Source organism: Saccharothrix sp. AJ9571, assembly GCF_021725495.1.
GTDB lineage: Bacteria > Actinomycetota > Actinomycetes > Mycobacteriales > Pseudonocardiaceae > Amycolatopsis > Amycolatopsis magusensis.
This window is the reverse complement of the sequence record NZ_CP091382.1, coordinates 7,418,331-7,437,878: the sequence shown is the minus strand read 5'-3', so window position 1 is coordinate 7,437,878 and position 19,548 is coordinate 7,418,331. Positions and strand designations below refer to the sequence as shown.

The window sequence follows — 19,548 nt, the reverse complement described above, 5'->3', positions numbered from 1 at the left end:
CAGGCCGAGGGGATCGAGCCGGTCAGGCGGACAGGTCGTGCCGCAGGAATTCGGCGGTGTGGGAGCCGGTGGTGTGCAGAAGGTCCGCGGGCGGGCCTTGGAACAACACGGTCCCGCCGCCGCTGCCGCCTTCGGGGCCGAGGTCGATGATCCAGTCGGCGTTGCGGACGACGTCGAGGTTGTGCTCGATGACGATCACCGTGTTGCCCCGGTCCACCAGCCGTTCCATGATCTCCAGCAGGTGCCCGACATCGGACATGTGCAGCCCGGTGGTCGGCTCGTCCATCACGTACACCGAGCCCGCCTTGTGCAGTTCGGTGGCGAGTTTGATGCGCTGGCACTCGCCCCCGGACAGCGTGCTCAGCGGCTGCCCCAGTATCAGGTAGTCCAGCCCGACGTCGTTGACCGCGCGCAGCACCTCCCGCAGCTTCTTCTCGGTGAAGAACTCGACGGCTTCGGCGGCGGTCATCTCCAGCACGTCGCTGATCGACCGGCCGCGCAGTTTGTGCTCGAGCACGTCCTCGGAGAACCGCCGCCCGCCGCAGATCTCGCACACCGACTTCAGCCCGTCCATGAACGCCAGGTCGGTGTAGATCACCCCGAGGCCCTGGCAGTTCTCGCAGGCGCCCTTGGAGTTGGCGCTGAACAGCGACGGGCTGACGCCGTTGGCCTTGGCGAACAGCTTGCGGATGCCGTCGAGCAGACCGGTGTAGGTCGCGGTGTTCGACCGCCGCGAGGTGCCGACGGCGGCCTGGTCGATCACGATGGCGTCCGGGTGCTCGGCCAGGAACGCGTCGTTGACCAGCGAGCTCTTGCCCGAGCCCGCCACCCCGGTGACCACGGTGAGCACCCCGGCCGGGAAGTCGACCGTGACGTTCTTGAGGTTGTGGCTGGTGGCGCCGGCGACGGTGAACCAGCCCGACGGCGGCCGCGGCGCGGTCTTGAGCGGCAGCCGGTCGCGCAGGAACCGCCCGGTCAGCGTGTCGGCGCGGGCCAGCTCGGCGACGCTGCCTTCGAAGACGACCTCGCCGCCGCGTGCTCCGGCGTGCGGGCCCATGTCCACCACGTGGTCGGCGATGGCGATCACGTCGGGGTCGTGTTCCACCACGAGCACGGTGTTGCCCTTGTCCCGCAGCTTGATCAGCAGTTCGTTGAGCCGGTGCACGTCCCGCGCGTGCAGGCCGACGCTGGGCTCGTCGAAGATGTACATCATCTCGATCAGGCTGCTGGACAGGTGCCGGACCATCTTGATCCGCTGGGACTCCCCACCCGAGAGCGTGGTGGTCTCGCGGTCCAGGCTGAGGTAGCCGAGCCCGATGGCGACCAGGTTGCCGATCCGGTCGACGAGGCTGTCCAGCACGGTTTTCGCGGTGGGCACCTCGAGCTTGCCGAGCACGGTGACCAGCTCACCGGCTTCCATCGCGGTGAAGTCGGCGATGTTGTAGCCCTCGATGCGGCAGTCGAGCGCGGCCCGGCTGAGCCGGGTGCCCTCGCACGCCGGGCACACCCGGGTGGTGACGAACCGCAGGAAGATCTCGCGGTTGCGGTCGGACATGCCGTCCTTCTTGATGTAGAGCCGGGTGAACCGGTCCACCAGGCCCTCGTACCGGGCGTTCATCGATCCGCCCTGCCACTGCATGACGAGTTTGCCCTCGCCGTGCAGGAGCTGCTGCCACTCGGCGTCGTCGTAGTCGGCCAGCGGCTTGTCGTTGTCGAAGTGCCCGGAGCCGGTGTAGGTGCCCAGCACCCAGCCGCCGACCGCGAAGTCGGGGTGCTGGACCGCGCCCTCGTTCAGCGACTTCGACCGGTCGAGGAACTTGTCGAGGTCCAGTTGCACGGCCCGGCCGAGGCCTTCGCACTCCGGGCACATGCCCTGCGGGTCGTTGAAGGAGAAGGCGTTGGAGTACCCGGCGTGCGGCTGCCCTGCCCGGGAGAACAGCAGGCGCAGCAGCGGGTTGATGTCGGTGATGGTGCCCACGGTCGAGCGGGAGTTCCCGCCGAGCCGCTTCTGGTCGATGATGATCGCGGCCGAGATGTTCTCGATCTCGTCGAGGTCGGGCTGGCCGTAGCTGGGCAGGAAGTTCCGCGCGAACGCGGTGAAGGTTTCGTTGAGCTGGCGCTGGGCCTCGGCGGCGATGGTGTCGAAGACCATCGAGGACTTGCCGGAGCCGGACACGCCGGTGAACACGGTGATCTGCCGCTTGGGGATGTCCAGCGACACGTTCTTGAGGTTGTTCTCCCTGGCTCCGGTGATCCGGATGTGGTCGGTCTGCGGCATCAGCGGAAGGCCTCGGCGTTGTCGGCGGCCCACTGCGCGTAGGTGGTGCCGGGGTGTCCCATCAGGTGTTCGTACCCGGGTTCGGGTACCTGCGGGTGTTCGGTGGCTTCGGCGAACCCGTCGAGCAGCCAGTCGGCCACCTCGGCGGGGATGCCGTAGGCGAGCCAGATCTCGCGGTGTGCCTCCCTGGTCAGCTCGTGGAACCGGATGTCGGTGCCCAGCGCGGTGGCGATGGCCTCGACCTGCCCGGCCTGGGTGATCGACTCCGGGCCGCTGAGCGGGTACTTGCGGCCGGTGTGCCCGCTTTCGGTGAGCACCTTCGCCGCGACCCTGGCGATGTCGCGCAGGTCGATCGGGGTCTGCGCGGCGTGCGGGTAGGCCGAGCTGACCGTGCCACTGGCCTTGATCTCGTCCGCCCAGCCCAGGGTGTTGTTGGCGAACACGCCGGGCCGCACGAAGGTCCAGTCGAAGCCCGCCGCCTCCACCGCGCGCTCGACCTTGAGGTAGTGGGCCCCGCTGGAGCCCTCGCGTTCCTCTTCGTCGGCGTTGCTGCCCGAAAGCGCCACCACCCGGCCCACACCGGCCTCCAGCGCCAGCGCGGTGAAGTCCTCCACCGTGTCCGGCAGCGGTGCCAGGTAGACCGCGTCGACCCCCTTCAGCGCGGCGGGCAGGGTGGCCGGCCTGCCGAGGTAGCCGGTGACCACCTCCACTTCGGGCGGCAGCGCCGCCTTCTCCGGGTTCACGGTCAACGCCCGTACCGGCGCCCCCAGTGCCACCAGTTCGTCGACGACCAGGCGTCCGACGCTGCCGGTGGCTCCCGTGACCAGAATCGTCACTGTGCCCCACTCCTTTTCGTATCCCGTACGAGAAAGACCAGCGTACACCATACGGGAATGTAGGATCCAGTCTCGTGACGGTGGAACACAGTGGTGGTGGTGACCCGGACCGCAGCCTGCGGCTGCTCTGGCGGGACCGGCACGCCGAGCCGGAGCCCGCCAGGGGCCGCAGGCCGCGGCTGAGCCTGGAGGTGATCGTGGCCGCGGCGATCCGGATCGCCGACGCCGACGGCCTGACCGCGGCGTCGATGCACCGGGTGGCCAAGGAGCTGGGCGCGGGCACCATGACGCTCTACTCCTACGTGCCGGCGAAGGACGAACTGCTCGATCTGATGGTCGACGCGGTGCTGTGCGAGAACGCGCTGCCGGGTCCGGGCGAGCCGCGGCCAGAGTGCTGGCGGGAGCAGGTCGAGCTGTACTCCGAGCGCACGCGGGAGACCTACCGGCGCCACCCGTGGCTGCGGCAGGTGTCGATGACGCGGCCCGCGCTGGGGCCGGGGATGATGCGCCGCCAGGAGTACCTGCTGTCCGCGCTCGCCGGGATCGGGCTGACGCACCGGCAGATGGCCGCGGCGGCGAGCAGCGTCGCGACCTTCGTGAACTCCCACGCCGCGGTCGAGGCCGACACCGCCTACCTGGAGCGGGTCACCGGGCAGAGCACCGACACGTGGTGGCACCAGCGGCAGTCCTTCTGGGAGAACTACTTCGACACCGAGGCCAATCCGACCATCGTCGAAGTGTGGGAGAACGAGGGCTTCGAACTGGGCGTGCGCGAAGCGGCGGCCGAGGCCTACGACTTCGGGCTCCACCGGCTGCTCGACGGGATCGAGGCGCTGGTGGGCCGGGGGAAGCCGGGCGAGGGCCTCCCCCGGGCCGCCGATCAGGTGCCGTAGGCGTGCTCGGCGCGGGCCGTGCGCAGCGCCCGTGCCCACCACACCAGCTGTCCGAGCAGGACAGCGGCCGCGTCGTTGACCGCCTTGGCGTCCTTGGGTTCGCCGTCGGGGGTGAACTGCGCGCCCGCGTTGTGGAAGCTGACGGTCTCGCGCACGGTGACCGCGTGCAGTTCGGCCAGCACGACCCGCAGGGCTTCGACCGCGCGCAGGCCGCCGGAGAGCCCGCCGTAGCTGACGAACCCGACCGGTTTACCGCGCAGTTCCGTGCCGATCGAGTCCAGCGCGGTCTTCAGCGGGCCGGGGAAGCTGTGATTGTACTCGGGGGTGAGGATCACCAGTCCGTCGGCGGCGGCCAGGCGCGCGGACAGTTCCGCGCCGGGGAACGGGATCCGCGCCAGGTCGACGAGGTCCACGGAGATCGCCGGGTGGAGCGCGGCCTGGCCGGTGAACCAGTCCGCCACCACCGGGGCGAACCGTCCTTCGCGGACACTGGCGACGAGTACGGCGATCCGGAAGCGCTCGGACATGAGTGGGCCTTTCTGCGTGTTCTTCGGTTTCTTCGGCTGGTCAGTGGACACGGGCCTGCTCGGGTGCGGCCGGTTCGGTGACGGGCCGGAGCAGGACGACGGCGAGGACGGCCAGGCAGGCGGTGAGCGCGGCGCTGATCCAGGAGTTGACGTGGAAGCCGTCGGTGAACGCGGCTCTGGCGGCGGTGAGCAGCTCTCCGGCGGTGCCGGCGGGCAGTTCGACGGCCACGGTGACCGCGCCGCCGAGGGTGTCGTGCGCGACGGCGGCCAGTTCGGGCGGCACCTCCGCCGGGGTGCCTTCGGTAACGCCGGCGCGGTAGACCGCGGTGCCGATGCTGCCGAGCAGCGCGATGCCCAGCGCCATGCCGAGTTCGCTGCCGGTCTCGGACAGCGCGGAGGCGGCGCCGGTGCGCTCGGGTGGCGCGGAGCCCATGATCAGGTCGGTGGTGACGGTCATCGCGGGGCCGAACCCGAAGGAGAGCAGGCCGAATCCGGCGACCACGGCACCGATCCCCGCGTCGGGGCCGGTGAAGGTGAGCAGCACGAACCCGGCCACCGCGAGCACCAGGCCGCCGCCGAGCACGTGGGACGCGCGGACCCGGCGGACGATGGCCGGGGCCAGCATGGTGCCGGCCACACCGGCCACTGTGGACGGAACCGTCCACAGCCCGGCTTCCAGCGGGGACAGCCCGAGCACCAGTTGCAGGTACTGGGCGATGAAGAAGAACCCGCCCGCGATGCCGAACACCGCCAGCGTCTGCACGGTGATCGAGGCGGTGAAGCCGCGGTGGGCGAACAGGCCGAGGTCCAGCAACGGTTCGCGCAAGGTGCGCTGACGGCGCAGGAAGGTGTAGCCCAGCGCCAGTCCCCCGGTGAAGGCGAGCACGGCGGTCCAGTCGAACCCGTTCTCGGCGAACTTCTTCAGCCCGTAGACCGTGGCCAGCATGCCGCTCAGCGACAGCGCGACGCTGGCGAGGTCGACCCGGCCGGCGCCGTCGTTGCGGCTTTCGGGCAGCAGTACCGGGCCGGCGACCAGCAAGAGCAGCATGACCGGCACGCCGAGCAGGAACACCGAGCCCCACCAGAAGTTCTCCAGCAGGACCGCGCCGAGCAGTGGGCCGAGCGCGCTGCCCGCGGTGAAACTGGTCATCCACACGGAGATGGCGACGGTGCGCTGCGCGGGGTCGTGGAAGAGGTTGCGGATCAGCGACATGGTCGAGGGCATCAGGGTCGCCCCGGCGATGCCGAGCGCGGCTCGCGCGAGGATCAGCATCTCCGCGCTGACGGAGAAGGCCGCGACCACCGAGGCCACGCCGAACGCGGCGCCGCCGATCAGCAGCAGCTTCCGCCGCCCGATCCGGTCCCCCAGCGTGCCCATGGTGATCAGGAACCCGGCGATCAGGAAGCCGTAGATGTCGTTGATCCACAGCAACTGGGTGCCGGTGGGCCGCAGGTCCGCGCTCAGTGCCGGGACGGCCAGCCCGAGGACGTTCATGTCCAGCGCGATCAGCAGGGTGGGCAGGGCGAGGGTGGCCAGCCCCAGCCACTCCCGCCTGCCCGCTCGGGGTGGTGCGTGCTCGTGTGGGCTCATGGAGCCGAAGGTAGAACCTAAACCATAGTTGAGGTCAATGCCCGCCGGTGGCGCCGATGACGTGCTCGCCGAGGCGGACCAGCCAGCTGCCGCAGGCGCAGCGCCGGTAGCTGAGCGTGCCCTCCTCCGTGCGGTGCCGGGAAACGGGTGTGGATTCCTCGGCGGGACGGCCGCAGCGAGGGCAGGGTTCGGTGTTCGCCGCTCCAGCGTGCTGTAATGGTTCAGTGCACTTCAACCCTTACGGTGGTTCCGCGGCCCAGGTGGCCGCCGGGCTGGTGAACCTCGGGCACGCCCCGGCGGCGGAGCTGGTGGCGATGATGCGCTCGCACGGCATGTCGTTGCGGCGCTTGAGCGCGGCCGACGCCGCGGCGGTGGCGGACTGGGGCGACCGGCTGCGCCCGGTGTTCGCCGAGTCCGATGTGGACAAACGGGTGGATGTGGTGAACGAACTGCTCGCGGATTCGGCGTGCCGCCCGTTCATCTCGCGGCACGACGGGCTGGCCGCGCACCTGCACTACGCCAGCGAGCAGTCGGGCGCGGTCCGGCGGTTGCAGGCCTACACCGCGGGCGGGCTGGCGCACCTGCTCTGCGAGGAGCCGGAACGGCTGGGCAGTTGCGCGCGCCCCGGCTGCGGCACCGTCTACGTCGACACCTCCCGCAACGGCCGCCGCCGCTACTGCACCACGAAGTGCGCCACGCGCGTGTACGTCGCCGAGCACCGCGACCGCCGCCGCGCCGGCTGAGCGCCCCCGCCGGGAGTCGAACCCGGGTCTCCGGCTCCGGAAGCCGGTGTCGTCTCCGCTGGACCACAGGGGCGGAAATGGTGTGCCGCACCCCCGGCAGGAATCGAACCTGCGACCCCATGATTCGTAGTCATGTGCTCTGTCCGCTGAGCTACGGGGGTAGTGGTGGTGAGGCCGGAAAAGAGAGAACCGCCCGGCCGGTGTTCCGGTGGGGCGGTTCCGTGAGAAGCCGAGGACTCAGCCTCGGCGGGTTCGGGAACCGCGCCTGACTCGCCGTCGCGTGGTGGTCATGGCCGCCCCCTTCCCGTGCTGTGGTGACGTCAGTCTGGACCCGCGGGCGCGGAACGCGCAACCGGATTTCCCGGGGTGATCCCGGCCACGGGTGATCGGCGGTGCCCGCCGCCCCGATCGGCCGGGATGGCACCATGGTGAGGTGAGCAAGCGCTTAGTTGCAGTGGGCGACTCCTTCACCGAGGGAGTCGGGGACGACGATCCCGCGTCGCCGAACGGGGTGCGGGGGTGGGCCGACCGGGTCGCCGAGGTGCTCGCGGCCGAGGACGAGGACTTCCGGTACGCCAACCTCGCGGTGCGTGGCCGGTTGCTCCGGCCGATCCTGGCCGAGCAGGTCGAGCCCGCGCTGGACCTCAAACCCGACCTGGTCACCCTCTACGCCGGCGGCAACGACCTGATGCGGCCGAAGGTGGACATCGACGCGCTGATGGCGCTCTACGACGAGGCCGTCGCGCGGCTGACCGCGACCGGCGCGGTGGTGGTGCTGTTCACCGGCGTGGACGGGGTCGGGGACGCGTTGTTCCGCAAGATGCGCGGGCGGGTGGCCATCTACAACGAGTTCGTCCGTGAGATCTCCGCGCGCCACGGCACGCTGCTGGTGGACATGTGGGCGATGCGGCAGCTGCGGGACCGGCGGCTGTGGGCGCCCGACCGGCTGCACCTGAACTCGCTGGGGCACCAGGAGATCGCGATCGCGGTGCTGGACGCGCTGGGCGCCGCGCACCCGCTGGAAGGGGTCGCGCTGGGACCGGCGGAGACCGCCACCGCGCGGATCCGCCGCCGGGAGAACCTGCGGTGGGCTCGGGAGCACGCGCTGCCGTGGGTGGGCAGGCGCGTGCGGGGCGAGTCCTCCGGGGACAACCTGCGGCCCAAGCGCCCGGACCTGGGCCCTTACTGACCGGAAAACGAACGAGGGTGGCTCCCCCTGGGGGAAGCCACCCTCGCCGGTCACTGCTGTCGCGGCGGACCCGAGTACGGCCCGTTACCGGGGCCCTGCCCGGGGAACGGCCCGCTCGGCGGGTTCTGCGGCGGAGGCGGCTGCTGCTGGTAGGGCGGCTGCGCCTGCGGGAACGGCCGCGCCGCCGGGCGCTGCTGCTGCGACGGCGGCAACTGCGCGGGCTGCTCCGGCGTCGGCGGCTGCTGGCGCTCGGTCGGCTCCGGCTCGGCCTGCGGCTCGTTGTCCCCGCGCAGCGCGGCCAGCGCCGGCGGGGTGACGCGCGGCGCGGTCAGCGGGCTCGGCACTTCCTGCCGGGCCACGGCTTCGGCGGCGCGGACCGCCTCGGCGACCCTCGGGTCGGTGGAGGTGTCGAACCAGTCGGCCACTTCCTCGTCCTCGACCGGCGGGCGCTCGGCGTCGTCGTAGGCGGGCGGCTCGTAGCGGAACACCCCGTCGTCGCCGGGTGCGCCGAGCGAGCGGGCGAACCCTTCGAGTGCCTTGCCGTAGTCGCTGGGCACCATCCAGACCTTGTTCGAGTCGCCCTGCGCCATCTGCGGCAGCGTCTGCAGGTACTGGTACGCCAGCACCTCGGGCGTCGGGCGCCCGGCCTTGATCGCGGCGAACACCTTCTCGATCGCCTTGGCCTGCCCCTGCGCCTGCAGGTAACGGGCGGCCCGCTCACCCTGGGCCCGCAGGATCCGCGACTGCCGCTCGGCCTCGGCGGCCAGGATCGCCGCCTGCTTGGCGCCCTCGGCGGCGAGGATCTGGCTCTGCTTCTGCCCTTCCGCGGTCTTGATCGCGGACTCCCGCTGCCCTTCGGCGGTCAGGATCATCGCGCGCTTCTCCCGGTCGGCGCGCATCTGCTTTTCCATCGAGTCCTGAATGGACGGCGGCGGGTCGATCGCCTTCAGCTCGACGCGGGCCACGCGGATGCCCCAGCGGCCGGTGGCCTCGTCGAGCACGCCGCGCAGCTGGCCGTTGATCTGGTCGCGCGAGGTCAGCGTCTCTTCCAGGCTCATGCCACCGACCAGGTTCCGCAGCGTGGTGGTGGTCAGCTGCTCGACACCGACGATGTAGTTGGAGATCTCGTAGACCGCCGCGCGGGAGTCGGTGACCTGGAAGTAGACCACCGTGTCGATGGACACCGTCAGGTTGTCCTGGGTGATCACCGGCTGGGGCGGGAAGGAGACCACCTGTTCACGCAGGTCGATCCGGGCACGCACCTTGTCCAGGAACGGGACCAGGAAGTTCAGGCCGGGCGCGGCCACGGTGCGGAATCTGCCCAGTCGCTCGATCACCGCCGACTGCGCCTGCGGGACCACCATGACCGCCTTCGCGACGGTGACGATCACCAGCAGCACGACGATCGCGACGACGATTAACGCTGCGGTTGACAAGTTCGTCTCCCCTGTTCGTTTGGTGCGGCGCTCAGCCCGCTGCCGCGGGGCTCACCTTAGCGACGCCGGTTCTCACAGCTCGGCCGACACGACCGCCGTGGCGCCGGAGATCTCGACCACGGTCACCCTGGTCCCCGGCTCGAGCACCTGGCCCTCGGTGAAGCAGCGGGCCGACCAGACGTCGCCGCCCAGCTTGACCTGGCCGCTCTCGATGTCCACAGTGGACAGCACGACGGCCTTGGCGCCGATCAGCGCGTCGGCGTTGGTCTTGTGGTCCGGCCCGGAGAGGAAGCGGCGCTTGAGCGCCGGGCGGACCACGCCGACCAGCCCCACCGAGGCCACCGCGAACACCGCGACCTGCACGTAGACGTTGTCGGTGAGCAGTGCCGAACCGGCGCCGACCAACCCGCCGAGGCCGATCATCAGCAGCATGAAATCGCCGGACAGAACCTCCGCGGCGATGAGCGCCAACCCGGCCACGAACCAGATGAGTGCTGCCATGGCGTCCATGTTGGCAGATAGATCGGCTTCACACTGAGTGAGCGACTGGACGTGACCTACGCGTGATCTGCCGGATTCACCCTTCCGGCGGTGGCGCGACGAAGTCGATGAGCCGCTCCACCGCGCCGATCAGCGGCGTCTCCAGATCGCGGTAACTGCGGACCCCGCCGAGCACCCTGGCCCAGCCCTCGTACGGCTCGCCCCAGCCGAGCGCTTCGCAGATGCCTTCCTTCCACGGCAGGCCCTTCGGGATCTGCGGCCAGGCGCGGATGCCGACCGACGCGGGCTTGACCGCCTGCCAGATGTCGACGTACGGGTGGCCGGTGACCAGCACGTGCTCGTCGTGGAGCGCTTCCACCAGACGGGATTCCTTGCTGCCGGGGACCAGGTGGTCGACCAGCACGCCGAGGCGCCGCTCCGGGCCGGTGCCGAACTCCTCGATCATCCCGGCGAGCACGTCGACCCCGTCGAGTGGTTCGACCACCACGCCTTCGACGCGCAGGTCGTGACCCCACACGCGTTCGACCAGTTCGGCGTCGTGCTTGCCCTCCACCCAGATGCGCGAGTCGCGGGCGGTGCGGGCCCGCAGCCCCGCCACCTTCACCGAGCCGGACGCCGACGCCGCGGCCTTGGCCGGGCCGGCCTTCGCGGGCACCAGCGTGACCGGTTTGCCCTCCAGCAGGAACCCGGCGCGGCTGAGCGGGAACACGCGGTGCTTGCCGTGGCGGTCTTCGAGCACCACCGTGCCGTGCTCGAGCCGGACCACCGCACCGCAGAAACCGCCCGGCTCCTCGACCACCAGGCCGGGTTCGGCGGGCACCTCGGGGATCACGCGCTTGCGCGGCCCGGCGAGGACGTCGTCATAGGAATGGGAGCGCACGCCGGGCAACGGTAGCCACGAGCCCGCCCCAGCGGGGGACGCCACGCCGGTTCAGCGCGCACGCAACCCCTCGAGCACGAACCCCAGCTGCCGCCGCCAGCCACCGGGTTCCAGTTCCACGATCCGGCCCAGCGCCAGGATCTGCAGGCCGAGGTCCTGCCCGGTGACCTCGGGCCGCAGGCTGCCCTCCTCGTGGGCGCGCCGCACGATCGGCGCGACCGCCTCGGCCAGGTGCCCGCGGCAGGCGTCGGCCGCGGCGGAGGCCTCGGCGCTGGTCACCCCGTCGAGCACGGCCTTGTGCCGCGCCATGGTCGCCAGCGTCTGCTCGAGGAACCCGGCGAGCCCGGCCCAGGCGTCCTCGGCGGCCAGCGCGCGCTCGACGATGCCCGGCCACTCCCCCAGATCCTTCTCCAGCACCGCGCCGACCAGGTCGTCCTTGGTCGGGAAGTGCCGGTACACCGTGCCGACGCCGACCCCGGCGGCCTTCGCGATGTCGCGGATCTCGGCATCGAGCCCGCGCTGGTCGAACTCCTTCGCCGCGGCGGCGAGCACCAGCTCACGGTTGCGGGCGGCATCCCTGCGCATCACGCCGCCCATCCTAGCGTTGCGGAACCAAGGTTCCGTTACGTACGATCCGGAACCGTAGTTCCGGAAAATGGAGGGCACCCATGAAGACGATCGTGATCACCGGCGGCACCGACGGCCTCGGATACGCACTGGCCCGCGAACGGCTCGCCGCGGGCGACACCGTGGTGGTGATCGGCCGCAGCCGCGAGAAGTTCGCCACCCTCGGCGGCGGCGAATTCCTGCGCGCCGACCTCACCCTGATCAGCGAAAACCGGCGCGTGCTCGACGAACTGCGAGACCGGCACATCGACGCACTCGTGCTCGCCGCCGCCTACGCCCACTTCCCCCGCGTCACCACCGCCGAAGGCATCGAGCACAACTTCGCCCTCTACCACCTCAGCAGGCACCTGCTCGCCGACGGACTCCACGACCAACTGCGCGCCGCACCCCACCCGGTCATCATCGACACCACCGTGCCCGGCGCCCCCGCCGACGCGATCAACTGGGACGACCTGAACTTCGAACACGGCTACACCTGGAAAGCCGCCAACCTCCAAAGCCGCCGCGCCACCTTCCTGCGCGCCGCCGCCCGCACCGGCGTCCCCCACGTGCTGATCAACCCCGGCTTCGTCCGCACCAGCCACCAGGGCTCACTCACCGGCGTCCGCCGCACCCTCGTCTCCCTGCTCGCCCGGGTCGCCGGCACCACCCCCGAGCGCGCCATCGAACCGATCGACGCACTCATCGACCACCCACCGGCCGAGAACCTCAGCGCCTACCAGGGCCGCAAACGGCTACCGGTGGACATCGACGCCACCACCCTCGCCGACGCCCACCGGCTCACCACCCTCACCGACCGGCTCCTCAGCCCTCCCACGGCACCGGAAGCACCTTCCCCGCGGGATCGGTGAACGCTCAGGCACGCCGGAAAGCGCCGGGCGTGACGCCGTACACCCGCTGGAACCAGCGGCCGAAGTGCGCCTGGTCGGCAAAGCCGGTCACCGAGGCCGCATCAGCGGGTGTGACACCGGCCCTGAGCAGGGAACGCGCGTGGCGCAAGCGAAGTTGCCTCTGGTAGTCGCTGGGCGCGAAGCCGAACTCCGCGCGGAACGACCGGTAGAGCGCGAACCGGCTGCACCCCGCGACCTCGGCCAGCTCCGCGGCGGATACCGGTTCCAGATAGCGATCATCCAGGAGCGCCCGTACCCGATAGGCCACCTGACGCCGCGCGCGGTCGGTCGAAACCCGGTCCGGAGGCGCGATCGACGCACCACGACGTGCCATCGCCACCACAGCCGCGGTCAGTCGTTCGTCACGCACCAGCGGATCCGCCCCGCCGACCAGCGCGGCGTGCAACCGGGCGAGGGCACCGGCGAGCGCGTGATCGCTCAGCACGGGATGCGGGAACAACGGCAGCGCACTGATCACCTCGCGGACCACCGACGGCCCGATGTGCACGATGCGGTACTGATAACCCGACTCCGCCGCCGCCCGGCCATCGTGGACCTCGTCGGGGTTGAACGCCATCACCATCCCGGCACCACTGGTGTGGGCCGCACCCCGGCAGCGGAAGCGCTGCGCACCCACATCGGTGATGCCGAACGAATAGGTCTCATGGCTGTGCGGCGGATACACGTGCTCGAAGAAGTGCGCCTGCATGGCCTCCACGGGACGACCACCATCCCGCCAGTACCGCACCCAGCCACCGGCCATGACCGCGGTATGGGCCGCGCACCAGCGTTCAAGACCCCCGGGTGCCACCACTGCCATGGTCACCCCATGCCACCACGGAGCCCCTACCTGCTGCTGTCGATCACCATGGTGCTGTGGGGAACCGCGTTCTCCAGCTCCAAGTCCGTGGTGGAACACCTCCCGCACACCGTCGCCGCCGTACTCCGCTTCGGCGGCGCCGCACTGGCACTCCTGGTAGTGCTGCTCCTCTTCGGCCGGGGCCACGCGAAAGCAACCCGGCGAACCGGCGGGCGCGCCGCCCTGGCCGGCATCCTCGGCGTCTTCGCCTACAACGGATTCTTCTTCTGGGGACTCTCCCTCGCGCCCTCACTGGACGCCGGCATCCTCATCCCCGTCATGAGCCCCGTGCTCACCAGCTCGTTCCTGCTGATCACCCGCCGCGAACGAGCGTCGAAAGCACGCCTGACCGGCCTCGCACTGGGACTGTCCGGAGCCGTCATCTTCTTCCTCGGCGCGGGCGGCAGCTCACAGGAAGGCTCATCACGCCTCGCCGGAGACGCACTGTTCCTGCTCAGCGCGGCCTGCTGGGCCGCATACACACTCGCCGGACCCCGGGTACTGACCGGCATCGACCCGCTGCGCGCCACCACCTTCGCCACCTGCTCGGGCGCCCTGCTGCTGGCCGTGATCGCCGCACCCGACATCCCGGACGTGGCCTGGCACGACGTACCGTCCAGCGCCTGGCTGAACGTGGCCTACCTGGCACTGGGCGCGGCCGCCATCGCCAATCTCCTGTACTACCGCGGCGTCGCCGCCGTCGGACCCGCGTCCGCCTCACTGATGATGTTCGCCGTCCCGGTGATCAACACCGCCTGCGGCACCCTGCTCCTCGGCGAAACCCTGGGCACGGTACAAGCCGCGGGCGCACTGGTACTGCTGTCCGGCGCCGTCGCCGCCACCCTGCACCGGCGCACTCCAACCTTGGAACCCCCGACCGTGGAACCAAAGCCCCAGCAAACCCTCAGAACAACGGCCACGGAATCGCACGCCAGTCGTCACCCGGCTCCGGGAACCGCCCATCCGCCAGCAACTTCGCCGCCCGCACCCCCACCGCCCTGATCTCCGCCCGCGTCAGGTGCGGCGCCAACTCCGCCCCCAGCACACCCTCCAGCAACGACGGCACCGCCGCCAGCTTCTCCGCGATCTCCCCCGGCAGCTCATCACCGACCCAACCCCACAACACCGTCCGCAACTTCGGCTCCGTGTGCAGGCAAATCCCGTGATCCACCCCGTACACCCGGCCATCCACCCCGGCCAGCACGTGCCCGCCCTTGCGATCGGTGTTGTTCACCACCACATCCAGCGCCGCCAGCTCCCGGATACCCGGATGATCCGCATGCGCCAGCACCGCCGGCTCACCCAGCCGATCATGCGCGTGCAGCACCACCCGCCACCCCGGCGGCACCTCCGCGGGCGCCCGCACGTCGATCAAGTCCGCATCCTCATCGGTCTCGATCCACAACTGGACCATCCCCGGCCCGAACGGACCATCCCGCAACACCGTCGGCGGCACCCGCCCCAGCCCGGTGTACTCCGACACCAGCGCCGTGGCCACCTCACGCCCGGCCAGCGTCCCATCAGGGAAATCCCACAACGGGCGCTCCCCCGAAACCGGCTTGTACACCGCGTTCGCCTCGACCCCGTCCAGCTCCACCGAGCAGAACAAAGTCACGTTCGACGCGTCGACCAGCCGCCCCTCCACCGAGATCCGCCCCCGCGCGACCAGGTCCTTCGCCGCGGGATCGGAAGACGAATCGGCCAACTCACTCCTCGATGACATCCACGTCACGCCGGTACCCGTTCTGCCGCGGGCAGATGTGCCCCTCCGGGTCCAGCGGCTCACCACACAGCGGGCACGGCTTCCGCCCCGCGTTGACCACCCGATCCGCACGCTCGGCGAACGCCCGCGCCGCCACCGGGCTCAGGAACACCCGCACCGCGTCAGGCCCCTCCTCGGTGTCGTCGAGCACCACCGTCTCGTCGACCTCGCCCTCGGTCACCGCCAGCAACTCGATCACCACCGCGCTGCTCTCGGCATCCCAGCCCAGCCCCATCGTGCCGACGCGGAACTCCTCCTCCACCGGCACGGTCAGCGGCTCGGCATCGACGAGCTCATCGGGTGTCTCCGCCGGGATCTCGGCACCGAAGCGCGTGGCGACCTCGTCGAGCAGCGAACCGAGCCGCTCCGCGAGCACCGCCACCTGCTGCTTCTCGATGGTCACACTGATCGTGCGCACATCCTCGGACGCCTGCAGGTAGAAAGTGCGGTCACCGGGTTCCCCGACGGTCCCGGCGATGAACCGGTCGGGCTGACGGAAGACGTGGATTACACGGGCCATGACAACCTCGACCCTAAGCCACCGGGCGATCATCGGCATCCGCCGCCCCAGGTTTCGCCGCGGGCGAACAGGACCAGGGGAAAAACCCGACCTTTCCCCCAGCAGGTGGTGAATCGTTCACCACAAGATCGCGGAACGCTCGAACGAGTGACTAAACTCGCGCGATGCCCGAGATCGCGCCTTACGGAGCCTGGCCATCCCCCATCACCGCCGCGGACGTCGCCGCCGCGGGCAACCAGCCCCAATGGCTGGACGTCGTCGATGGCGAAATCTGGTGGGCCGAAGCCCGCCCCAGCGAACGCGGGCGCGTCGCACTGGTCAAAGCCGGCCCCGACGGCACCGTCGAAGAACTCCTCCCCGCCCCCTGGAACGCCCGCAACCGCGTCCACGAATACGGCGGCAGGCCCTGGCGCGCCATCGACGGCAAGATCGCCTTCACCCACTGGGACGACCAGCGCGTCCACCTCCGCGACCCGGCCACCGGCGAGGTCACCGCCCTCACCGCCGAACCCGAGATCCCCCAGGGCGTGCGCTACAGCGACCTCCGCCCCGGCCGCCCCGGCGAACTCTGGGCCGTCCGCGAAACCAGCACCGGCCCCCGCCGCACCGACATCACCCGCGCACTCGTGGCCATCTCCCTCACCGGCACCCCCGAACGCGAACTCGCCACCAGCCACCACTTCCTCACCGCACCCCAGATCTCCCCCGACGGCACCCACGCCGCCTGGCTTGGCTGGAACCACCCCGACATGCCATGGGACGCCACCGAACTCACCATCGCCGAAATCCACCCCGACGGCACCTTCGGCCCCCACCGCGTCCTCGCCGGCGGCCCCGGCGTCGCCGTCTGCCAACTCGAATGGGAAACCCCCACCACCCTCCTCGCCCTGCTCGACCCCGACGGCTGGTGGAACCTGCACCGCATCGGCCTCGACGGCACCACCCACAACCTCGCCCCGGTCACCGAAGAACTCGGCGGCGCACTCTGGAAACTCGGCCTCACCTGGTTCACCCCACTCGGCGACGGCAAACACGCCGTACTCAACTCCGGCCGCCTCGCCGTGCTCGACGAGCACACCACCCAGGTCACCACCGCCGACCCCGAAACCACCTGGGCCCCCGGCATCGCCCCCTACGGCGCCGGCATCGCCGGCCTCGCCGCCGGACCCCGCCAGGAAACCGCCGTCCGGCACGCCGACCTCACCACCGGCACCCTCACCGAAATCACCCCCCGCCCCGGCGAAGCCCCCTCCAGCCACCACCTCCCCGACCACCGCTACCTGCCCACCCCCGAAGAACGCGTGTTCACCGCCACCGACGGCGAACCCATCCCCGCCTACGTCTACCCACCCACCAACCCCGGCCACACCGGCCCCGCCGACCAGCTCCCGCCCTACCTCGTCCACGTCCACGGCGGCCCCACCGGCCGCAACCACCCCGTGCTCGACCTCGACTTCAGCTACTTCACCAGCCGCGGCATCGGCGTCGTCGCGGTCAACTACGGCGGCTCCACCGGCTACGGCAGGCGCTTCCGCGAACGCCTGCGCGAACAATGGGGCGTCGTCGACGTCGCCGACTGCGTCGCCGTCGCCCGCCAGCTCGTCGAAGAAGGCACCGCCGACCCCGACCGCCTCGCCATCCGCGGCGGCAGCGCCGGCGGCTACACCTCCGCCGTCACCATGACCACCCAACGCGCCTTCCGCGCCGCCACGGTCAAATACCCCATCCTCGACCTCCACCGCTGGACCGCCGACGGCGGCGAAACCCACGACTTCGAATCCCGCTACCTCGACGGCCTCATCGGCCCACTCCCCCAAACCGCCGACCGCTACCGCGACCGCTCCCCGATCAACAACACCGGCACCCTCACCGGCCCCCTGCTCTTCCTCCAGGGCCTCGACGACCAGATCTGCCCACCCGAACAAGCCGACCGCTTCGTCGCCTCCCTGCGCGGCACCGAAGTCCCGCACGCCTACCTCACCTTCGACGGCGAACAACACGGCTTCCGCAAAGCCGAAACCATCATCGCCGCACTCGAAGCCGAACTCGCCTTCTACGGCCAGGTCTTCGGCTTCGACACCCCCGGCATCACCCCGGTGGACCTCCGCCCGTGATCCGCCCACCCCGACTCCGCACCGGCGACCGCGTCGCCCTCGTCGCCCCCGCCGGCCCGGTACCCGACGAACTGCTCGACACCGCCCACCGCACACTCAAATCCTGGGGACTCGACGTACGCGAAGGCCCGCACACCCGCGGCGTGCACCCATCGGTCCCCTACCTCGCCGCCCCCGACGCCGACCGCGCCGCCGACTTCACCCAAGCCTGGCTCGACCCCGCCACCCGCGCCGTCTTCGCCGCCCGCGGCGGCTACGGCAGCATGCGCATGCTCGACCTCGTCGCTTGGCCCGCCCTGCGCGAAGCCGGACCCAAGATCCTCACCGGGTCCAGCGACATCACCGCACTCCACGAAGCCGTCGGCGTCCACCTCGGACTGAGCACGCTGTTCGCCCCCATGGTCGGCAGCACCCTGCTCACCCCCGGCGCCGCCGACCACCTCCGGCGCACCCTCTTCGACCCCGCAACCGCCCGCGACCTCGCCCGCCCCGGCGCCGAAGCACTGGTACCCGGCCGCGCGAGCGGCGTCCTCATCGGCGGAAACGCCAGCCTGCTGGTATCCAGCATCGGCGCCCCCGAACACCGACCCGCCACCGGCGCCATCGCCCTGCTCGAAGACGTCACCGAAAGCGCCTACCGGCTCGACCGCATCCTCACCCAGCTCCTGCGCTCCGGCTGGTTCGACGGCGTCCACGGCATCGTGCTCGGATCCTGGGTGGACTGCGGCCCACCCGAAGCCGTCAAAGCCCTCATGCTCGACCGCCTCGGCCCACTCGGCGTCCCCGTGCTCTGGGAAGCGGGCATCGGCCACCTCCCCGAGTCACCGACCGTCGCACTGGGCCTGCCCGCCGAACTCGACGCCGACGCGGGCACCCTCACCCTCACCGAACCCGCACTCTCCGATCAGGCCGATTAGGCCGCGTCCCACCACGCCAGCACCCGGGTACCGGACAACGTCAGCCACTTCGACGGCTCACCCGGTCCGACATCGACCTCGAACCACACCCGGCCCGGGTGCCGGTGCCCCGGCAACCAGGTACCGTCCGGCCGCCTGGCCGCCCGGATCAGCCCCACCGCCTCGGCCAGGCGCCGATCCCGCGGCGAGCCGTCGTACGCGGAAGCCTCGCGGAAGTACTCAGCCGCGTTGAGCACGTCGTAGAACCACCGGAACGGGTAAGCGAACCGGGTCACCCACGGCGCGATCGGCTCCCCGGTGGACAGCCGCCGGAACAACCGCCGCTCCAGCAGGTACTCCTCACCGGCACGCCGGGCCGCACGCGTCGCCTCCGTGCCCCCGGTCGCGACCTCGTGCGCCAGCAGGCCCTTCAGCGAGTTGAGTGTCGAGTGGACAGACGACCGCTCCGCTCCTTCCACCCAGCAGCAGTTCCAGCCGCCATCGGGCAGCCGGTGCCCGGCGAACCAGTCGGCGATACCGGAAACATCGACACCGAGCCACACCCCGTTCGCCAGCGTCCAGGCGTTGATGCAGCAGTCGACCTCACCACCCCAGTACGGCAGCTCGTCGTACTCCCAGCGGCAGTTCTCCGCGAGCAACTCGGCCGTGCGGCGTGCACGCAGCACCGCGGCATCGAGCCCCCACTCGCGCAACGAATTCAGCGAGTACGTCGTCGCCGTCCACGGCTGCCCCGGCTCCTGGTCCAGATCGAACCCGCGCGGGTAGTAGGCCCCGCCCGCCCACTGGCCATCCGCGTCCTGGTGCGCGAGCAGGCGCGCGCCGAAGCCTTCGGTGGCCACCCTCGCCCGCGTGGTTTCCCACACCTCGGGCGGTTCGCCCGCGATGTCCCGTTCGACCTGCCAGCGCAGCGCCGGATCCGAATCGCGCAGCCAGCTGATCAACTCGTTCCCCACCATGGCGGGACTCTAACGGCATACTCGGCGGC

19 protein-coding genes and 2 tRNA genes are annotated in these 19,548 nt (G+C 70.8%); 7 read left to right on the top strand and 14 right to left on the bottom strand.

Annotated elements, in window-relative coordinates; genetic code table 11:
- Positions 1–22 precede the first annotated feature (22 nt).
- Both L3Q67_RS33510 and L3Q67_RS33505 read right to left on the bottom strand, forming a co-directional pair.
- A complete protein-coding gene (locus tag L3Q67_RS33510; RefSeq protein ID WP_499185413.1) occupies positions 23–2,278 on the bottom strand; it encodes an excinuclease ABC subunit UvrA in 2,256 nt (751 codons plus the stop codon).
- A complete protein-coding gene (locus L3Q67_RS33505) occupies positions 2,278–3,114 on the bottom strand; it encodes a Rossmann-fold NAD(P)-binding domain-containing protein (protein WP_499185412.1) in 837 nt (278 codons plus the stop codon). Before L3Q67_RS33505 ends, L3Q67_RS33510 begins: the two co-directional genes overlap by 1 nt.
- 74 nt (positions 3,115–3,188) lie before the next feature.
- Here L3Q67_RS33505 and L3Q67_RS33500 point away from each other — a divergent pair, with 74 nt between their 5' ends.
- Positions 3,189–4,007, top strand: coding sequence for a TetR/AcrR family transcriptional regulator (locus tag L3Q67_RS33500; RefSeq protein ID WP_499185411.1), 819 nt, complete (start codon positions 3,189–3,191; stop codon positions 4,005–4,007).
- Here the strand turns inward: L3Q67_RS33500 and L3Q67_RS33495 are convergent.
- On the bottom strand, positions 3,995–4,534 hold the full coding sequence (locus L3Q67_RS33495) for an NADPH-dependent FMN reductase (RefSeq protein ID WP_499185410.1): 540 nt from the start codon (positions 4,532–4,534) through the stop codon (positions 3,995–3,997). The two genes, L3Q67_RS33500 and L3Q67_RS33495, sit on opposite strands and share 13 nt — an antisense overlap.
- A gap of 40 nt (positions 4,535–4,574) precedes the next feature.
- Complete coding sequence (locus L3Q67_RS33490) at positions 4,575–6,125, bottom strand: MFS transporter (protein ID WP_499185409.1); 1,551 nt, start codon at positions 6,123–6,125, stop codon at positions 4,575–4,577.
- Positions 6,126–6,349: 224 nt separating this feature from the next.
- Between L3Q67_RS33490 and L3Q67_RS33485 the strand changes: the two genes are divergently transcribed.
- Positions 6,350–6,868: a CGNR zinc finger domain-containing protein gene (locus L3Q67_RS33485; RefSeq protein WP_499185408.1), complete on the top strand. Its 519-nt coding sequence runs from the start codon at positions 6,350–6,352 to the stop codon at positions 6,866–6,868.
- Position 6,869: 1 nt separating this feature from the next.
- On the opposite strand, the gene L3Q67_RS33480 is transcribed toward L3Q67_RS33485, so the two are convergent.
- Both L3Q67_RS33480 and L3Q67_RS33475 read right to left on the bottom strand, forming a co-directional pair.
- Positions 6,870–6,941, bottom strand: a tRNA-Arg gene (locus L3Q67_RS33480).
- Positions 6,942–6,956: 15 nt separating this feature from the next.
- Positions 6,957–7,029, bottom strand: a tRNA-Arg gene (locus L3Q67_RS33475).
- A 272-nt stretch (positions 7,030–7,301) separates the two neighbouring features.
- On the opposite strand from L3Q67_RS33475, the gene L3Q67_RS33470 reads away from it, so the two are divergent.
- Entirely contained in the window at positions 7,302–8,057 is a 756-nt protein-coding gene (locus tag L3Q67_RS33470; RefSeq protein ID WP_499185407.1) for an SGNH/GDSL hydrolase family protein, read from the top strand.
- Positions 8,058–8,107: 50 nt separating this feature from the next.
- Here L3Q67_RS33470 and L3Q67_RS33465 read toward each other — a convergent pair whose 3' ends face one another.
- The 4 genes from L3Q67_RS33465 to L3Q67_RS33450 form a co-directional block, all read right to left on the bottom strand.
- Positions 8,108–9,493 carry an SPFH domain-containing protein gene (locus tag L3Q67_RS33465; RefSeq protein WP_499185406.1) on the bottom strand — a complete coding sequence of 462 codons (1,386 nt, stop codon included), beginning with the start codon at positions 9,491–9,493 and terminating at the stop codon, positions 8,108–8,110.
- A 72-nt stretch (positions 9,494–9,565) separates the two neighbouring features.
- Complete coding sequence (locus L3Q67_RS33460) at positions 9,566–9,994, bottom strand: NfeD family protein (RefSeq protein ID WP_209667027.1); 429 nt, start codon at positions 9,992–9,994, stop codon at positions 9,566–9,568.
- Between the two features lie 76 nt (positions 9,995–10,070).
- Positions 10,071–10,874 (bottom strand): DUF3097 domain-containing protein, encoded by an 804-nt coding sequence (locus L3Q67_RS33455; RefSeq protein WP_499185405.1) that lies wholly within the window; start codon positions 10,872–10,874, stop codon positions 10,071–10,073.
- Between the two features lie 51 nt (positions 10,875–10,925).
- Complete coding sequence (locus L3Q67_RS33450) at positions 10,926–11,459, bottom strand: TetR/AcrR family transcriptional regulator (RefSeq protein WP_499191708.1); 534 nt, start codon at positions 11,457–11,459, stop codon at positions 10,926–10,928.
- A gap of 83 nt (positions 11,460–11,542) precedes the next feature.
- Here L3Q67_RS33450 and L3Q67_RS33445 point away from each other — a divergent pair, with 83 nt between their 5' ends.
- On the top strand, positions 11,543–12,352 hold the full coding sequence (locus L3Q67_RS33445; RefSeq protein ID WP_499185404.1) for a Rossmann-fold NAD(P)-binding domain-containing protein: 810 nt from the start codon (positions 11,543–11,545) through the stop codon (positions 12,350–12,352).
- Between the two features lie 4 nt (positions 12,353–12,356).
- On the opposite strand, the gene L3Q67_RS33440 is transcribed toward L3Q67_RS33445, so the two are convergent.
- On the bottom strand, positions 12,357–13,211 hold the full coding sequence (locus L3Q67_RS33440; RefSeq protein ID WP_499185403.1) for a helix-turn-helix domain-containing protein: 855 nt from the start codon (positions 13,209–13,211) through the stop codon (positions 12,357–12,359).
- A gap of 9 nt (positions 13,212–13,220) precedes the next feature.
- Between L3Q67_RS33440 and L3Q67_RS33435 the strand changes: the two genes are divergently transcribed.
- Positions 13,221–14,252, top strand: a complete 1,032-nt coding sequence (locus L3Q67_RS33435; protein WP_499185402.1) for a DMT family transporter — start codon at positions 13,221–13,223, stop codon at positions 14,250–14,252.
- Here the strand turns inward: L3Q67_RS33435 and L3Q67_RS33430 are convergent.
- Together L3Q67_RS33430 and L3Q67_RS33425 are read right to left on the bottom strand one after the other, a co-directional pair.
- Entirely contained in the window at positions 14,155–14,955 is an 801-nt protein-coding gene (locus L3Q67_RS33430; RefSeq protein WP_499185401.1) for an SCO1664 family protein, read from the bottom strand. The genes L3Q67_RS33435 and L3Q67_RS33430 overlap by 98 nt on opposite strands.
- A gap of 1 nt (position 14,956) precedes the next feature.
- A complete protein-coding gene (locus tag L3Q67_RS33425) occupies positions 14,957–15,532 on the bottom strand; it encodes a DUF3090 domain-containing protein (RefSeq protein WP_209667021.1) in 576 nt (191 codons plus the stop codon).
- Between the two features lie 164 nt (positions 15,533–15,696).
- Between L3Q67_RS33425 and L3Q67_RS33420 the strand changes: the two genes are divergently transcribed.
- Complete coding sequence (locus tag L3Q67_RS33420) at positions 15,697–17,646, top strand: alpha/beta hydrolase (RefSeq protein ID WP_499185400.1); 1,950 nt, start codon at positions 15,697–15,699, stop codon at positions 17,644–17,646.
- A complete protein-coding gene (locus L3Q67_RS33415) occupies positions 17,646–18,563 on the top strand; it encodes a S66 peptidase family protein (RefSeq protein ID WP_499191707.1) in 918 nt (305 codons plus the stop codon). The genes L3Q67_RS33420 and L3Q67_RS33415 overlap by 1 nt, the downstream gene beginning before the upstream one ends.
- Here the strand turns inward: L3Q67_RS33415 and L3Q67_RS33410 are convergent.
- A complete protein-coding gene (locus tag L3Q67_RS33410) occupies positions 18,560–19,519 on the bottom strand; it encodes a prenyltransferase/squalene oxidase repeat-containing protein (RefSeq protein WP_499185399.1) in 960 nt (319 codons plus the stop codon). The two genes, L3Q67_RS33415 and L3Q67_RS33410, sit on opposite strands and share 4 nt — an antisense overlap.
- Positions 19,520–19,548: the final 29 nt, after the last annotated feature.

What these genes read in the sequence shown, in the direction of transcription:
- L3Q67_RS33440 (WP_499185403.1), bottom strand. Translation starts at nt 13,211, where the DNA reads ATGGCAGTGGTGGCACCCGGGGGTCTTGAACGCTGGTGCGCGGCCCAT.
- L3Q67_RS33445 (WP_499185404.1), top strand. Translation starts at nt 11,543, where the DNA reads ATGAAGACGATCGTGATCACCGGCGGCACCGACGGCCTCGGATACGCA.
- L3Q67_RS33450 (WP_499191708.1), bottom strand. Translation starts at nt 11,459, where the DNA reads ATGCGCAGGGATGCCGCCCGCAACCGTGAGCTGGTGCTCGCCGCCGCG.
- L3Q67_RS33510 (WP_499185413.1), bottom strand. Translation starts at nt 2,278, where the DNA reads ATGCCGCAGACCGACCACATCCGGATCACCGGAGCCAGGGAGAACAAC.
- L3Q67_RS33420 (WP_499185400.1), top strand. Translation starts at nt 15,697, where the DNA reads ATGCCCGAGATCGCGCCTTACGGAGCCTGGCCATCCCCCATCACCGCC.
- L3Q67_RS33410 (WP_499185399.1), bottom strand. Translation starts at nt 19,519, where the DNA reads ATGGTGGGGAACGAGTTGATCAGCTGGCTGCGCGATTCGGATCCGGCG.
- L3Q67_RS33425 (WP_209667021.1), bottom strand. Translation starts at nt 15,532, where the DNA reads ATGGCCCGTGTAATCCACGTCTTCCGTCAGCCCGACCGGTTCATCGCC.
- L3Q67_RS33495 (WP_499185410.1), bottom strand. Translation starts at nt 4,534, where the DNA reads ATGTCCGAGCGCTTCCGGATCGCCGTACTCGTCGCCAGTGTCCGCGAA.
- L3Q67_RS33490 (WP_499185409.1), bottom strand. Translation starts at nt 6,125, where the DNA reads ATGAGCCCACACGAGCACGCACCACCCCGAGCGGGCAGGCGGGAGTGG.
- L3Q67_RS33435 (WP_499185402.1), top strand. Translation starts at nt 13,221, where the DNA reads ATGCCACCACGGAGCCCCTACCTGCTGCTGTCGATCACCATGGTGCTG.
- L3Q67_RS33460 (WP_209667027.1), bottom strand. Translation starts at nt 9,994, where the DNA reads ATGGCAGCACTCATCTGGTTCGTGGCCGGGTTGGCGCTCATCGCCGCG.